Origin of the sequence: Marinobacter sp. W-8 (assembly GCF_044342215.1) — a bacterium.
GTDB lineage: Bacteria > Pseudomonadota > Gammaproteobacteria > Pseudomonadales > Oleiphilaceae > Marinobacter > Marinobacter nauticus.
Window position 1 is genome coordinate 3,351,876 of record NZ_CP172297.1, and the last position, 13,631, is coordinate 3,365,506.

12 protein-coding genes are annotated in these 13,631 nt (G+C 58.3%); 5 read left to right on the forward strand and 7 right to left on the reverse strand.

The window, feature by feature from the left end:
• Position 1: 1 nt before the first annotated feature.
• From ACF8YQ_RS15625 to ACF8YQ_RS15635, 3 genes are read left to right on the forward strand one after another with little or no spacing between them, the layout of a single operon-like run.
• On the forward strand, positions 2-976 hold the full coding sequence (locus ACF8YQ_RS15625) for a YVTN family beta-propeller repeat protein (protein WP_058341846.1): 975 nt from the start codon (positions 2-4) through the stop codon (positions 974-976).
• Positions 973-1,695, forward strand: a complete 723-nt coding sequence (locus tag ACF8YQ_RS15630) for an ABC transporter ATP-binding protein (RefSeq protein WP_396621927.1) — start codon at positions 973-975, stop codon at positions 1,693-1,695. The genes ACF8YQ_RS15625 and ACF8YQ_RS15630 overlap by 4 nt, the downstream gene beginning before the upstream one ends.
• Position 1,696: 1 nt before the next feature.
• Entirely contained in the window at positions 1,697-2,500 is an 804-nt protein-coding gene (locus tag ACF8YQ_RS15635; RefSeq protein ID WP_396621928.1) for an ABC transporter permease, read from the forward strand.
• 38 nt (positions 2,501-2,538) lie between these two features.
• On the opposite strand, the gene ACF8YQ_RS15640 is transcribed toward ACF8YQ_RS15635, so the two are convergent.
• Genes ACF8YQ_RS15640 through ACF8YQ_RS15650 form a run of 3 tightly spaced genes read right to left on the reverse strand, consistent with a single transcriptional unit; the run spans position 2,539 to position 4,929 of the window.
• Positions 2,539-3,210 (reverse strand): ABC transporter ATP-binding protein, encoded by a 672-nt coding sequence (locus ACF8YQ_RS15640; RefSeq protein WP_396621929.1) that lies wholly within the window; start codon positions 3,208-3,210, stop codon positions 2,539-2,541.
• On the reverse strand, positions 3,203-3,979 hold the full coding sequence (locus tag ACF8YQ_RS15645; protein WP_396621930.1) for an ABC transporter permease: 777 nt from the start codon (positions 3,977-3,979) through the stop codon (positions 3,203-3,205). Before ACF8YQ_RS15645 ends, ACF8YQ_RS15640 begins: the two co-directional genes overlap by 8 nt.
• On the reverse strand, positions 3,976-4,929 hold the full coding sequence (locus ACF8YQ_RS15650) for an ABC transporter substrate-binding protein (RefSeq protein ID WP_396621931.1): 954 nt from the start codon (positions 4,927-4,929) through the stop codon (positions 3,976-3,978). The genes ACF8YQ_RS15645 and ACF8YQ_RS15650 overlap by 4 nt, the downstream gene beginning before the upstream one ends.
• Before the next feature lie 334 nt (positions 4,930-5,263).
• On the opposite strand from ACF8YQ_RS15650, the gene ACF8YQ_RS15655 reads away from it, so the two are divergent.
• A complete protein-coding gene (locus ACF8YQ_RS15655) occupies positions 5,264-5,941 on the forward strand; it encodes a response regulator transcription factor (protein WP_058342435.1) in 678 nt (225 codons plus the stop codon).
• A gap of 19 nt (positions 5,942-5,960) precedes the next feature.
• On the opposite strand, the gene ACF8YQ_RS15660 is transcribed toward ACF8YQ_RS15655, so the two are convergent.
• From ACF8YQ_RS15660 to ACF8YQ_RS15675, 4 genes are all read right to left on the reverse strand, one after another.
• Positions 5,961-8,288 (reverse strand): NahK/ErcS family hybrid sensor histidine kinase/response regulator, encoded by a 2,328-nt coding sequence (locus ACF8YQ_RS15660; RefSeq protein ID WP_396621932.1) that lies wholly within the window; start codon positions 8,286-8,288, stop codon positions 5,961-5,963.
• Complete coding sequence (gene nosP / locus ACF8YQ_RS15665; RefSeq protein ID WP_396621933.1) at positions 8,209-9,369, reverse strand: nitric oxide-sensing protein NosP; 1,161 nt, start codon at positions 9,367-9,369, stop codon at positions 8,209-8,211. Before nosP ends, ACF8YQ_RS15660 begins: the two co-directional genes overlap by 80 nt.
• Before the next feature lie 255 nt (positions 9,370-9,624).
• The gene (locus tag ACF8YQ_RS15670; RefSeq protein WP_396621934.1) at positions 9,625-10,758 is read right to left on the reverse strand and encodes a porin; all 1,134 of its coding nucleotides are present in this window, start codon (positions 10,756-10,758) and stop codon (positions 9,625-9,627) included.
• A gap of 179 nt (positions 10,759-10,937) precedes the next feature.
• Complete coding sequence (locus ACF8YQ_RS15675; protein ID WP_396621935.1) at positions 10,938-12,308, reverse strand: WS/DGAT domain-containing protein; 1,371 nt, start codon at positions 12,306-12,308, stop codon at positions 10,938-10,940.
• A gap of 347 nt (positions 12,309-12,655) precedes the next feature.
• On the opposite strand from ACF8YQ_RS15675, the gene ACF8YQ_RS15680 reads away from it, so the two are divergent.
• Positions 12,656-13,579 carry an alpha/beta hydrolase gene (locus ACF8YQ_RS15680; RefSeq protein ID WP_396621936.1) on the forward strand — a complete coding sequence of 308 codons (924 nt, stop codon included), beginning with the start codon at positions 12,656-12,658 and terminating at the stop codon, positions 13,577-13,579.
• Positions 13,580-13,631 lie beyond the last annotated feature (52 nt).

Below are 13,631 nucleotides of genomic sequence, written 5' to 3' on the forward strand. Positions count from 1 at the left end.
CATGAGAACCCTGTTCAAGCAAACGGCACTGGCTGCCATGATTGGCCTTTCCACGCCCGCACTGGCCAGCCTGGCCTATGTCTCCAATGAGAAGGACAACACGCTTTCCATCATCGATACCGAAACCCAGGAAGTGGTCGAAACCATCGATGTTGGCCAGCGCCCCCGGGGCATTCTGCTGTCCAAGGACTACACCAAGCTCTACATCTGCGCCAGCGATGACGATACCGTACAGGTTTTTGACCTGGCCACCCGCAAGATTGTTGACACTTTGCCCTCAGGGGAGGACCCGGAGCAGTTTTCCCTGCACCCTAACAACAAACATCTGTACATCGCCAACGAAGATGATGCGATCGTGACCGTGGTGGATGTTGAGACCAAGGAGGTCCTGGCCCAGATTGATGTGGGTATCGAACCCGAAGGCATGGCGGTGAGCCCGGATGGTAAGTGGGCAGTAAACACCTCCGAAACCACCAGCATGCTGCACTGGATCAACACCGAAACCTTCGAGATCGAGAAAAACATCGTTGTTGGCCAGCGCCCGCGCCATGTCGAGTTCAGCAAGGACAGTAAAATCGCCTGGGCCTCTGCTGAAATCGGCGGTACCGTCCACATCATTGATGTAGACAACCTGGAGCAGGTCCACGAGATGTCATTCAAGGTACCCGGCGTTAGCCCGGATCGGGTCCAGCCGGTGGGTATCGAGCTGACCTCTGATGGCAAATATGCCTTCGTGGCCCTGGGCCCCTCAAACCATGTGGCGGTCGTAGATGCCCAGTCCTACGAAGTCCTGGACTATCTTCTGGTAGGTAGCCGCGTTTGGCAGTTGGACCTGGATAAAGACGAAAAGCACCTTTACACCACCAACGGGGTCTCCGGTGACGTGTCCGTGATTGATGTGGAAGACCTGAAGGTGATCAAGTCCATCAAGGTAGGCCGCTACCCCTGGGGTGTGGTCATCGACCCGACTTCATGACCATCGAAGCGAGCAACCTCAGCTTTCGTTACGGCGACAAGCCGGTGCTCCGGGAGGTCAGCTTTGCGCTGACCTCTGGCCGCTTCCACGCCTTGCTCGGACCCAACGGTGCCGGCAAATCAACCCTGTTCGGGCTGCTCACACGGCTACTAGCCCTGCAGCAGGGCGATATCTTCATGGCCGGGCAGTCTCTGAAAAAGCAGCCTGCCGATGCCATGCGCCAGATCGGCGTGGTGTTCCAGCAGAACGCCCTGGACCTGGATCTGACCGTTCGCCAGAACCTGCAGTACCACGCCGCGCTGCATGGCCTTTCCCGCAAGGAAGCCAGGGCTCGGGGTGACCGGGAGCTGGAACGCTTCAGCCTGCTGGATCGGGCCAACGATGCCGTCCGCCAGCTCAACGGCGGCCACCGACGGCGGGTGGAAATTGCCCGCGCCTTGCTGCATGAACCCTCGCTGTTGTTGCTCGACGAACCCACGGTGGGCCTTGACGTGGCCAGCCGAAAAGCGCTCAACGAACACGTAAGAACCCTATGCAAGGAAGACGACCTGACCGTGCTCTGGGCTACCCACCTGATCGAGGAAGTCCGTGCGGAAGACCGGGTCCTGATCCTGCACCAGGGCCAGTTGCTGGCTGACGGTAAAGGCCAGGCCATCTGCGAAACCGCCGGCACCCGGGACCTGGCCGAAACCTTCCATTCCCTGACCGGAGCCAGCTGATATGAAAGCAGCTCACTACTGGCATTGTTTCGTAGGCATCCAGACTCGAGAATGGTTGCGGTTCTTGCAGCAGCGCACCCGCTTCGCCAGCGCCCTGGTCCGGCCACTGCTCTGGCTGGTGGTATTCGCTGCCGGGTTCCGGGCGGTACTGGGCATTTCCATCATCCCGCCCTATCAGACCTACATCACCTACGAGACCTACATTGCCCCCGGGCTGTGCGGCATGATCATCCTGTTCAACAGCATGCAGGGCGCCTTGTCCATGGTCTACGACCGGGAGTTGGGCAGTATGCGTGTGTTGCTGATGAGTCCCCTGCCCCGGCCCTTCCTGCTGGTGACCAAACTGCTGGCCATGGGTGTGGTGTCCATCGGCCAGGTGTATGTGTTCCTGCTGCTGGCACTGCTGATGGATGTAGAGCCACCGCTCTGGGGCTACCTGGCCGTATTGCCAGCGTTGATTCTTACCAGCCTGATGCTGGGCGCGTTGGGGCTATTGATCGCCACATGGATCAAACAGTTGGAGAACTTTGCAGGGGTGATGAACTTCGTAATCTTCCCGATGTTCTTCATGTCCTCGGCGCTCTATCCGCTCTGGCGCATGAACGAAGCCAGTCCCTGGCTCTACTGGATCTGCCAGTTCAATCCGTTTACCCACGCCGTGGAGGCGATCCGGTTTTCGCTGTATCTGGAGTGGAACCCGATGGCCTACGGGATTACCGCCGGCGTGACAGTTACCCTCGCTTTGCTCGCGACTGCTGGCTTCCGGCCGCAACGCACGAAAATACTGGGCGGAAGGCCCGCATAGTGTTCGGGGCAGTTGTAGGGGAGCGGACTTGCACGGATTCAGAGACCAGCCAAATCCGGATCACGAAGCGCCCCAAGCAGCCCATCGATCAATCCGGGCTCACCGATCGCGTCATCCCACTGAAGACGCGCAGGCTTGCCGTCGAGATACCACAGACGGTTCGCCAATATCTCTGCATCTCCGCCATCATGGGTAACACAGATCATCGCCATATCCGGATGCGAATCCAAAATTCCGGCAATCAACGCCTTAAGCTCACCTGCCATCACTGGGTCAAGTGAGGCGAAGGGTTCATCTAACAACAGCAAATCCGGCTTCACCGCCAGGCAACGGGCCAGGGCCGCCCTTCTGGCCATTCCCAGGGACAGCTGGTCCGGCAGGTAATGGCCATAACCGGACAATCCCACCTGTTCCAATAAGCTTTCAGCCTCCTGATCACTGGCACCCACCAGTTTCAGATTCGCATCCAGACTGCGCCAAGGCAGCAGGCGATGTTCCTGAAACAGGTAGCCCACCCGGAGCTTGTCGCGACCAATAACCGCCTCGTCCGAAACCGATTTATCGAGGCCGGCAATCGCGTTCAGTAGCGTGGTCTTGCCGATACCCGATGGGCCCAGAAGGCAGATGCGGTCGCCTCGTTCTATGGTTGCGAAGACCTCTCCGAGCACAGGCTGGCCGAAATCGCGGCCTGCGATTCTGAGCTCAAGCATGAGCCGCCCCCGGCTGTCGCCAGCGACTGGAGCGGCGCTCAAGGGGCTGGAGGATGGCCAGTTCAATCAGCTGGACGACGGCAATAAACGCCAGGCTGTAGGCAAGAATGGCGGCCACGTCGAAAACCTGAAACGCCATATGCAACTGGAAGCCAACGCCGCTGGAACGGCCGAGCAGCTCCACCACCAGAACGATTTTCCAGATCAGGGCCAGGCCGCCTCTTGTAGCCGCCATGAGATAGGGAAACAGCTGGGGTACCCAGACTTCCCGCAATCGTTGCCATCGGGTGAACTCGTAAACGGTGGCCATTTCCTCGAGCCTATAGTCCAGGCTACGGGCACCTTCCCGGACAGTAACCGCCACGTTGGGCACTTTGTTGATCACGACCGCCATCACGGCCGCCACTTCCACCAGGCCGAACCAGACATACATGAGGATGATGGTGACCAGGGCCGGCAGGTTCAGCAAAAGCACCAGCAAGGGATCGAAAAGGGCATTGGTGGTTGGCGAACGGCCCATGACGATGCCGATGGCTGTACCGATGATCATGGCCAGAATAAAGGCGACCACCACACGCCCGAGGGTCGCGCCCAGATGATGCCAGAGCTCGCCGGTGGCCGATTCACGAATCAGGGTGCCGAGCACGTTCAGAGGCGTCGGCAGCAAGGGCGACTGAAGCAGCCAGGCAATGAATCCCCAGAGCAGGACAAACAACGGCAGGACTACCCAGTAGCTCCACAGCGGCGGCCGGCCGGCTCGGCCTTTCACGGCTGCCTCTGGTAAAACAGATGGGCCGGCATAAGGTTGTCCGGGTCGGCGCCGGTGAGGGTCATCAAACGCTGTAGGTCAGCGATTCTCTGGTCCGTTTGCGGCGCAGGCGTCCCGGCGACAAAGCCCTCTCGCAGTGCTGCGAAAACACTGTCGTCCGGATCTCCCATGAGAGGACGCAAGCGCTGCCAGTAGGATGTACTCTCCGCCAGCTCGGCTTTGGCCTGTTGCAGGGAAGCTGCAAACCGATCCATCAGCAGGCTATTGTCTCGCGCCCAGCGCTCTGGAAAGACATAACCAAGCACCGGCAGGTTGCGATCCAGGTCCAGCTCAGTGAGCAGGTCAGCCATACCAAACGCCGATCGCCAGCCGCCATCGCCCCTCAGGCGGGCCGCAAAATGCCAGTAGGTAACGATGACATCCACCTGCCCGCGTTTTAGCGCCTGGCTCAACAAGGGCGGGGCTGCGAACTGAACTCCGTCAGATTCTTCCAGATTGATTCCCTGGCGCTGTGCGACTTTCTTGAGCAGTATCCAGCCCTTGCTGTCCGGCCCGCCCGCAACGCCGATGCGCTTGCCGGCCAGATCCGCCACCGAGCGAATCGGAGAGTTGTCAGCGACGACGATATCGCCAATCTGGGAGGAGAACGGCACGTACAGGTAGGGCGTGCCGGCCTGGAATCGCGACTGTGCCCACAGCAGATCGGCTACAGCGCCGTGCACCGAACCGCTGGTGACCGCCAGCCTGGAGGCAGGCAGATTGGCAACCGGTTTCAACTCCAGCCGATAGCCATATTCCCGGTCCAGCTCCCGATGCAGGAGATGATCGAGCTCCCAGTGGGCGGTTCCAAACTGCAACACGCTGACAGACAGCACGGGCAGGTCAGATGCTTCTTCCCGGGCATGGACACCGCCAGCAAGACTCAAAAGAAAACATAGCAGTGCGGCCATTGCCTGTTTGATCCATGGATCAGCAAGAGAGAATGCGGAGACGGTCGTTATTGTTGGTTGTAGGCTCATTACTACACGATACGAAGCCCGCAGCCCGGCAAGAATAGTACTTTGGTGCCTGTTTTTTGGTGCGATGGTCGCATTCAACCCGAGACCAAGATGGCGTGTAATGAAACCATCACAATAATAAACAGAGGATCGGAACCGATTCCGGCGATTCTCTGCACAGGAGGCCGCCATGCTGAACGAGCTCGATGCCGCACTGTCTTCCGAAAACCGCTATCATGACTCGGAAGCCATCCCCGACAATGAAAACAAGCAGGTAGAAGCAACCATGGAACCGGCGTATAAGATTCTGATTGCCGACGACCACCCGCTGTTCCGGGAAGCCATCAGCAGCGTTATCGCCTCCGGTTTCGAAGGCAGTGAAATCATCGAAACCGATGACCTGGACAGCGCTCTGGAAATCACCCGCGAGAATGACGACCTGGACCTGATCCTACTGGACCTGAATATGCCCGGCATGCACGGGCTCAACGGCCTGATTACCCTGCGTAACGAAGCACCCACCATTCCCGTAGTGATTGTCTCTGCCGAGGAAGACAAACAGATAGTGCTGCAGGCGATCACCTATGGCGCGGTAGGGTTTATCACCAAGTCCTCACCCCGGGCCCAGATGACTGAGGCCATCCAGCAGATACTGAACGGCAATGTTTACCTGCCATCAGACATTATCCGCACAAGTAAAGAAAGCTCCCACCGGCGTACTCGAAGCGATGAGAACCTGATTTCGCCGGAACTACTGAACTCTCTCACCCGGCGCCAGTTGTTGGTGCTGGAACGTATGGCCAAGGGTGAATCCAACAAGCAAATTGCCTACAACCTCAACATCGCAGAAACCACGGTCAAGGCCCACGTCTCCGCGATCCTGAGAAAGCTCGGTGTTCACAACCGGGTACAGGCTATCCTATCGGCTGGGGATGTGGACTTCAGTCAGTATCTCAAACGCTGAACGCAGCCGGCATCAGCACTCAGCAACGCATCACGTGATTGAGTACACTCCTGAGCTTAAGCGGTTTGACCGGTTTGTTCATCAACAGGTAACCAAGCTCCCGGATATGCTGTTTCAGTTCATTGGTGTAGTTGGCGGTGATCATCAGGACCGGCGCTGGCTGTGAGCGCTGAGCATTGATCACTGCCACCGCGTCGACGCCATTTTCATCATTATCCAGGTGATAATCCGCCAGTATCAGATCTACCGGAGCCCTTGCCACATCTACCTGCCCTGCCAGGCCCTCGGCAGAAACGGCTGTGGTGACCCGGCAACCCCAGCCTTCCAGCAATGTCTTCATCCCCTGGCAGATAGCCAGGTCATTATCGATCACCCACCCCCGGGCGCCTTTCAAACCACTATCGAGCATCGGCAGGTGAGGCCCTCGGGGTGCCGGTTGGGCTGGCTGAAGTTCTCCGAGGGGCACCCGGACGCTGAACACGGAGCCTTTTCCCTCAACAGATGATACCGAGACCTCATGGCCCAACATCCGGGCAATCTTGTCAACGATAGCCAGGCCCAGGCCCAGCCCTTTGTCTGCCTGGGCACCCTTGGGGCGAATCCGTTTAAACTCCTGAAAGATTTCGGTGAGCTTGTCTGCCGGAATACCTGGCCCGGTGTCCCAGACCTGCAGCAACACGTGGTCATGCTCGCGACGGCAACCAAGCAGAATCCGGCCCTGGCCGGTATAACGAATGGCATTGGTCAGGAAGTTTCGCAGTATCCGCGCCAGCAACTGTGAATCCGACTGAACCACTGCAGAGCAGGGCACGAAATCCAGCCGCTGCCCTTCAGCCAGGGCCATCTGCCGGAACTCCCGGGCGATGTTATTGAGCAGATCCCGGAGATCAAAGGCGGTCACGTCCGGAGTGATCACTCCGGCATCCAGCTTGGAAATATCCACCAGTGTGCCCAGCAGATTCTCTACATCATCCAACGAAGTACTGACCGAACGCACAAGGCTCTCGGCCTTGGGCCCGAAGCTCTGCTCAAGTAATGCACTGGTGAACAAGCGTGCGGCATTAAGCGGCTGCAGCAGATCGTGACTGACAGCAGCCAGGAACTTGGTTTTGGACAGGTTGGCCTGTTCAGCCTCCTGCTTCGCTTCCCGGAGACGGGCTTCCACTGCAGAACGTTCCGAAATTTCCTGCCGGAGTTGCTGGTTCAGGCCTGTCAAGGCGGCGGTGCGCTCTCGCACCCGGTGCTCTAGATCGTCGTAGGCCTGCTCCAGCGCGATCGCGGTCTTGCGCCTTTCAGTGATGTCTCGGATCAGAACAAAAAAGCCGGTCACCTCGCCGGTTTCATCCCTGTTGGGCACATAGGAACGCAACATGTACCGCTGTTCACCATGCTCGCCGGTTTCCTCGAACTCAAAGTTCACACTGTGCCCGTCCAGTACTTCCAGTATCTGGGGCAGCAGACGCTGGTAGAACTCATCGGAATGCACTTGCTCCAGACGCTTGCCCAGTGGCGACACACCATTACGACCATACCAGGCCTGATAAACCTTGTTGCAGAACTGGACGGTGAGGTCTGCCCCTACATAGGCAATCAACGCCGGCACATGGTCGGTGACGACCCGGATCCAGCGCTCGCTTTCTTCCAGCGCCTTGATGCGACGGGCCATTTCACTGTTCTTGACGTCGGTAATATCGGAGTAGAGCACCACCTGACCACCCTCACGGGTGGTACGCTCGGTCATTTGTACCCAGCGGCCGTTAGAGAGCAGGAACACTGTTCCTTCGGCGTCTTCGTGACTGTGCTCTTCAACCACCAGGCCGGAACTCAGGGCCAGGGCTTTCACCGCTTCAATGGGCGTGCCTGCTTGGGGTACCGGCACCCCCGCGTGACGCCAGTAGCTCCGGAACCGGCTATTGGTCTGGATGAGGCAGTGGTCGCGGTCAAACAGCACAAATCCGTCGGCAATGCTTTCAATGGCATCACTCAATCGCTGCCGCGAGGTCTCAGCTTCTTCCCGGGCACGACTCAGAGCCTTGTTGCTGGCTTTGAGTTCTTCCATGGTCAGGTTCAGGGCTTCCGTGCGCTCACGGACCTGCTCAGCCAGTATCACCGAGTGTTCGAACGCCGCGTAGGGCTCCGGCTTGTGGGCAGAGCCAGACTCCACCCGAACAATCAGCGCGTCCCGGATGTCACGCAGGCGCCGGTTTTCAGCCTCCAGCTCTGCAATGCGTTGGTCCTTGGCGGACTCGCCGGAAGATTCGGGGAGATCAGGTACTGAACTCAGGCTGGCCAATGACCACCCCCGTAAAGGTCTGATTAATGTGCATGCCGTTGAATTGCTCCCCATAGGTATTGAACCCCACCACACGGTGCGCTTTGAGGAATTCGGAAACGGCGTCACTTTGGCCGGTCAGCTCGGCTTCGAGCCGGCGTAAAAAGCAGTCGCACCCCAGTGTCACCAGCGGTGTGCCGACCACCCGCTCGGAGGCTTCAATCTGGGTTCGTACACTGTCCAGGAGCGAACCCGGCGCCATGGCGGTCATCACAATGCCAGTCTCCACTGCGCAATAGAACGTGAGACTGCGATCAGGATTGACTCTCTGGATAGAGCGAACGAAATAGTTCCCGCCCACTCGAACGCCCAGGGGCCGCAGGGCAAACACCTTGCGGTCCAGTTGCTCCGACGACACCCCGACCATCCGCGCATAAACGTCGGCCGCAGGCTCTGCATTCAACTCATAGACGGTTCTGCTTTGCGGGCAGGCCCGGGTAACCACCAGCTTTTCATCCAGCGGTTCCATGTGGTGGGTCGAGAACACCCGGAAATCCAGCGGGGTATTGATCAGCATGACGGTGGCCGCCCCGCAGTGAAATTCACCATCGTAATAAACGTGGGTATCGGCCAGGCGCTCGTCGTCCCCCGCAGATCCACCAAACTGAGGGATTGTGCCTAAAGCCGCATTGAGAGTCGCCAGTACCAGTTCTTCCCGGCTGGAAAGACCATCCAGCAAGGTAATGGCAAAGGTATTACCCTTGACCGGCGCCAGGTTGGCATCCCGGCAGGTGGCCAGCATCTGGTCAATGACACCCTGAGCGTCCTGCAGGGTGAATCGATCCAACTGCCGAATCAAAGCACAATCGATGGCGAAGTAACGGGCATCAAACCCGATGGCGCTGATGCAGCCCCGGTCGTATCCCTGCTCGGTAATCTCACCGGCCGAGGTGCAACCGTAGACACGCACACCAGAGAAGGCTTTTTGCAGAGCCGGGCCCAGTTTCTGCAGGTCGTACTCAACAGAACAGAAGAACAGCACGCAACCCAGGTTGTCGTGCACAAGCTGCCTGGCAAGCTCTGCGGCAGCCAGCTCGGGCTTGCGGACGCTGGAACTGGCGACTCGCACTGCGGGTAACTGACTGACTGACTTCATCGGTAGCCTGCTCGGAATGCGGGAATCTGACACTGATTCTACGCCTCCTGAACCACCAGCCAATGCGACTTCAGTGCACTTTGTCGGCGCGCCAAATCTTCCATAAGCCATTGATTATCCTCCCCTTGAATCAATGTCCGGTGACGCAGCCAGGTTTTGGCAAGAGCAAACCGGCACTTTAGTCTGAGACGGCCATCGCAGGCGCACCGGCGTCCTGCCGGCTACCTGCAAGGCCATAGAGAGGAGCGAAGCTCCTCAGAACATCACAACGGCACCCAATGCCAGAGTATTGGCGTCTTCCTGTTTTGTACCATCGGACTTGCGCTCCTGCTCGAACATGTTGTACTCGGCCACCAGCTTGAAGTTACTGTTAACGTCGTGGAAAAGCCCGATTGTGGTGCTCTCAGTCTCGAAGTCCCCGAGACCAGCTGGACCAAGACCGTTCGGGTCTGCATCAGTTTCACCATAAGAAATCACTACACGGTTAGAACCGAAGGCATAGGAACCCTGAACAAGAAAACCGTCAGCGTCTTCTTCTTGAATAGGAGCGTTAACCGCAAGAACAGGATTATCTCCTTTGGAAGTAAAACCGGAAGCGGCCAGGGTCAGTCCAGCAACCGAAGCCTTGATGCCGTATCCAAGCCCAGTGCTGTCCACAGTCGTAGTGCCATTTTCGGCAGACTGGTAGCGGCCATTCACCCAACCCGTCAGGGCAACGTCGTTCAGGTTGGCGCTGTAGGTGATCTCAGACTCGAAGCGGGGTGCGGCGTTTTCATCATCGGAACCGGTCACCGTATCGGCGGGATCCAGTACCCCGACCGCAACTTTGAGGCCACTCATATCCGGCGAGCGATAGGTAATCTGGGCGGAGGGTGTCGGGTATGGGTAGCCCGCGCGGATATTGCCGAAGGAAACGCCACCGGCGGCAAGGCCCGGGGAGCCGAAGCCCATCAGAATTTCATCGAGAAAAATGTTAGAACGGGCGTACAGGCCAAAGTCCTTACCGATCAGTACCTGACCAAAATCGCCGTCTACCGTGGCGTAGAACTGGCGCACGTCGATGGCGGTGTCTGTCGCTTTACCAACCTCCAGACTGTCGTTGATTGTGGTCCAGAACGACGACCGTCCGCCCAGGGTCAAATCACCCATTTCCTTGCTGAAATTGAAACCGATGGTGTTAGGAAGAAAGCCCATCTTGATGCGGGAATCCCGAACGTCTTTCTGCTTGTCATCACGGTTCACGTAAAACGCATTGAAGTAGCCATCCACCGAAAAGCTGGTGCCATCCTCATTGTACAGTTCAATGGCCGCATTGGCTCCGGCACTGGCTCCCATGGCCGCCATCATGGCAATGGCCAACCCTGACTTTCTGAAGTTGTTGTTTTTCATACATCCCCCGGTTGTTTTTTTGCAAATCTGGGATAAGAGGACCGGTTATCCGATCGCTCCAGGCGAGGTCTGACGCCTGATTTCCATGGTCGGTGATGCAACAAGAGGGGGGAATGCTTCCAGCGAGCAGGTTTTCTGCTCATTTGGGAGGCATCTGAAATGAAACTTTGGAAGTACGACTACGTGGAAAGACCACCCGGGAACTGGTCCAGTTCAGACAAGCAGTCATCAAGAAACTCATGAGGGTTGGCCAAAATGGCCTCGTCTGCCACGACACCAAACTGCACTTGCCCGGCATAGCTGACAATGCTCACACCCAACCCGATATCGCCGGCCTGGGGCACCCAGAACATCTGCTCGGTAATGGGGCAACCAGCCAGGTAACGGGTTTCCGGAGTGCCCGGTACGTTGGAAACCACGGCCGAGGCCTTGCGAAAGAACAGGTCGGCCAGGGGTTTGCGGCCGATGTCTGGCAGCAGGGAGGCGCAGGCAGTCAGGCCCCAGGCCAGGCCCGGTTGCCAGCTCTTCTTGAGTTTGCGGGTTTCATGCTTGATGCGGAACAACCGCTCCAGGGCACTTTCGCCATCTACCGGCAGTGGCACAAACACGGTACCGAAGCAGTTGCCGGGCTCGCCGGCTTCGGGCTTGATGCCTTCGGGCAAGCGGGTGCGGATGTCTACCGGCACGGCGGCGTGCATCACCGCATCGTCCAGCTGTTCCGGTGTCATGCCCAGCCGCGGGCGTACCGCTGCAGCCACGCAGGCCAGCAGCACATCGTTGATGGTGGTGCGGGTTTGGTGGGCAATGGCGCGAAAGCGCTCCAGCGGCACCGGAGCCGACCACCGGCAATTGCGCTGGCCGGCCAGCGGCCGCTTGAGATCAGAGGGGGAATCTTCTTCCTCGGCCAGGAATTCGCTCAGCTCATGCATCAGTCGCGCCCCGTTCTGTACGGTGCGGGCCGCAAGGGCTTGCTCCAGGCCGGTCTCCGGCTTTTCTGAATCCGTCTGTGTGGTGGCGCCGTAGCGGGCAAGCTGTGAGCCCAGCCATTGCTGGGCGGTTTCCAGCCAGCGCCCTACCCGGGGCTGCTCCGGGGCACCGTATACCGCCGGGTACTGCCGGGGCGAGGCCGGGCACAACTGGTCGAAAATACTCAACAGCGACAAACCATCGGCATAGCAATGGTGCAATCGCAGCAGCAGGGCAGCGCCGCCTTCGGCGTTAGGGGCCAGCCAGAATTTCCAGGCCGGGCGATAAAGCGGCAGGGGTTCGTTCAGTCGGGCAGACACCCAGTCCTGCAGCTGGTGCTGGTCAAACCGGTCCAGCGCCACATCCAGGTGGTGCGCCACATTAAAGGTAGCGTCCGGCTGCCAGTACCAGGCCGGGGCTTTCCACACCGGGCGGCAACCAAAGCGTTCCCAGGCCGACCAGTAAACCTCAAGAAACTCCCGGAAACGGCCGGCGGTCAGCCCGTCCACCCGGAGCATGATGGTGATGGTCATGGGGTTGTCCGGCCGCTCCAAAGCCAGCCAGGCTGAATCCGAAGGCAGCATGAGATGCGATTGCTCCTGGCTCAAACCCGATTATCCCCGATCAATAGCGTGCCTGTAGGAAAGAAAACCAATCCGGCATTGTGCCAGAGTCCGGATAGCGGCTCCATCCTCGGACACCATGCGCACAGTTACAAAAAATTACACGTGAGTAACTGTTCAGTCCTATACTGGTTATATGGTCCGGTGCGATGGTTATAAAACCGTGTCCCGGATTGGCCAATTGGCCTCAACACACCATTTTTGCAGGCACTGGCGCCACTAAACCCGTTCGGCATTCACAGTACAAATGTCATACCGGCTCAGCAAAACCAATAACACAACGAAAAGCGGCCGGAGGGAGATGAATCATGAAAGCCAGTCATGTTCGCAAGCTGATCAAACCGATCGAAAGCGCCTATTCCGAAATGTTTTCCGGCCGGGTTTACCGCGTGGGCCGGGGTGCTGTGTCTGTGCGTAATCACAGTGGCACAGCAGAGCACACCGTTATTGGCGTGCATGGCTTTCTTGAGAATCACTGTTACTTTACCCAGGCCTACGATGGCCCCACCACCGAACTGATTTTGCTCACCTGCAGCAACTATCACATCCCGGTGAACGGTGTAACGCCAGAGAATCCGGCCTGGGAAGTGCCCATCAAACACCTGGAAGGCACCATCGAATACGATGCCTGCATCCTGAACCAGTCGCTGCAGAACCTGCCCAGCACCGAGAACATTCGGATCCACGGCCATTCCCGGGGTGGCGCGGTGATTCTGGAGGCCATCCGGCAGTGGCCGGAACTATACGAAAATGTGGAAGTGGTCCTGGAAGCACCGGTCCTGCCCCAGGGCAAATTGCATGCGCTGGTAACCACATTGCTCGAACCGGTCAGCCATGGCATGTGGCCCTGGTTGATTCGCCTGATCAACAGCGCCCCCCAGTCGGCCTATGGTCAGACCTTCTTCGGCAAGATGAACCCGCGCAAGCGCCAATTGCTGAGCAAACTGTTCTACGCCACCAAAGACCATCTGACCATTGTTCGCAACATCGAGAACATCATGGAATGGATGGCCCGAACCGACACCTCGGTGTATCGCCATGTGCGCCACGGGACTTTCCTGATACCGGGCACCGACCGAATACTGGATCGCCAGGCCATGCTGGCCAGCGCCCGCACCAGCCCCACAACCATGCGCATTGTCGAAACCGAAGCTCCCAGCCATTTCATCACGCTGGACAGCAAGGAATGGGTGCCGGGTCTGGAAACCCTTGAGGCTGCCGCCCAGGGCTGAATTCAACCGTAACGGGCAGGTGCGCCAGAGCCAAGGCTTCGTTAAACTGGCG

What these genes read in the sequence shown, in the direction of transcription:
- ACF8YQ_RS15625 (WP_058341846.1), top strand. Translation starts at nt 2, where the DNA reads ATGAGAACCCTGTTCAAGCAAACGGCACTGGCTGCCATGATTGGCCTT.
- ACF8YQ_RS15630 (WP_396621927.1), top strand. Translation starts at nt 973, where the DNA reads ATGACCATCGAAGCGAGCAACCTCAGCTTTCGTTACGGCGACAAGCCG.
- ACF8YQ_RS15635 (WP_396621928.1), top strand. Translation starts at nt 1,697, where the DNA reads ATGAAAGCAGCTCACTACTGGCATTGTTTCGTAGGCATCCAGACTCGA.
- ACF8YQ_RS15640 (WP_396621929.1), bottom strand. Translation starts at nt 3,210, where the DNA reads ATGCTTGAGCTCAGAATCGCAGGCCGCGATTTCGGCCAGCCTGTGCTC.
- ACF8YQ_RS15650 (WP_396621931.1), bottom strand. Translation starts at nt 4,929, where the DNA reads ATGGCCGCACTGCTATGTTTTCTTTTGAGTCTTGCTGGCGGTGTCCAT.
- ACF8YQ_RS15655 (WP_058342435.1), top strand. Translation starts at nt 5,264, where the DNA reads ATGGAACCGGCGTATAAGATTCTGATTGCCGACGACCACCCGCTGTTC.
- ACF8YQ_RS15660 (WP_396621932.1), bottom strand. Translation starts at nt 8,288, where the DNA reads ATGGGGAGCAATTCAACGGCATGCACATTAATCAGACCTTTACGGGGG.
- nosP (WP_396621933.1), bottom strand. Translation starts at nt 9,369, where the DNA reads ATGAAGTCAGTCAGTCAGTTACCCGCAGTGCGAGTCGCCAGTTCCAGC.
- ACF8YQ_RS15670 (WP_396621934.1), bottom strand. Translation starts at nt 10,758, where the DNA reads ATGAAAAACAACAACTTCAGAAAGTCAGGGTTGGCCATTGCCATGATG.
- ACF8YQ_RS15675 (WP_396621935.1), bottom strand. Translation starts at nt 12,308, where the DNA reads ATGCTGCCTTCGGATTCAGCCTGGCTGGCTTTGGAGCGGCCGGACAAC.
- ACF8YQ_RS15680 (WP_396621936.1), top strand. Translation starts at nt 12,656, where the DNA reads ATGAAAGCCAGTCATGTTCGCAAGCTGATCAAACCGATCGAAAGCGCC.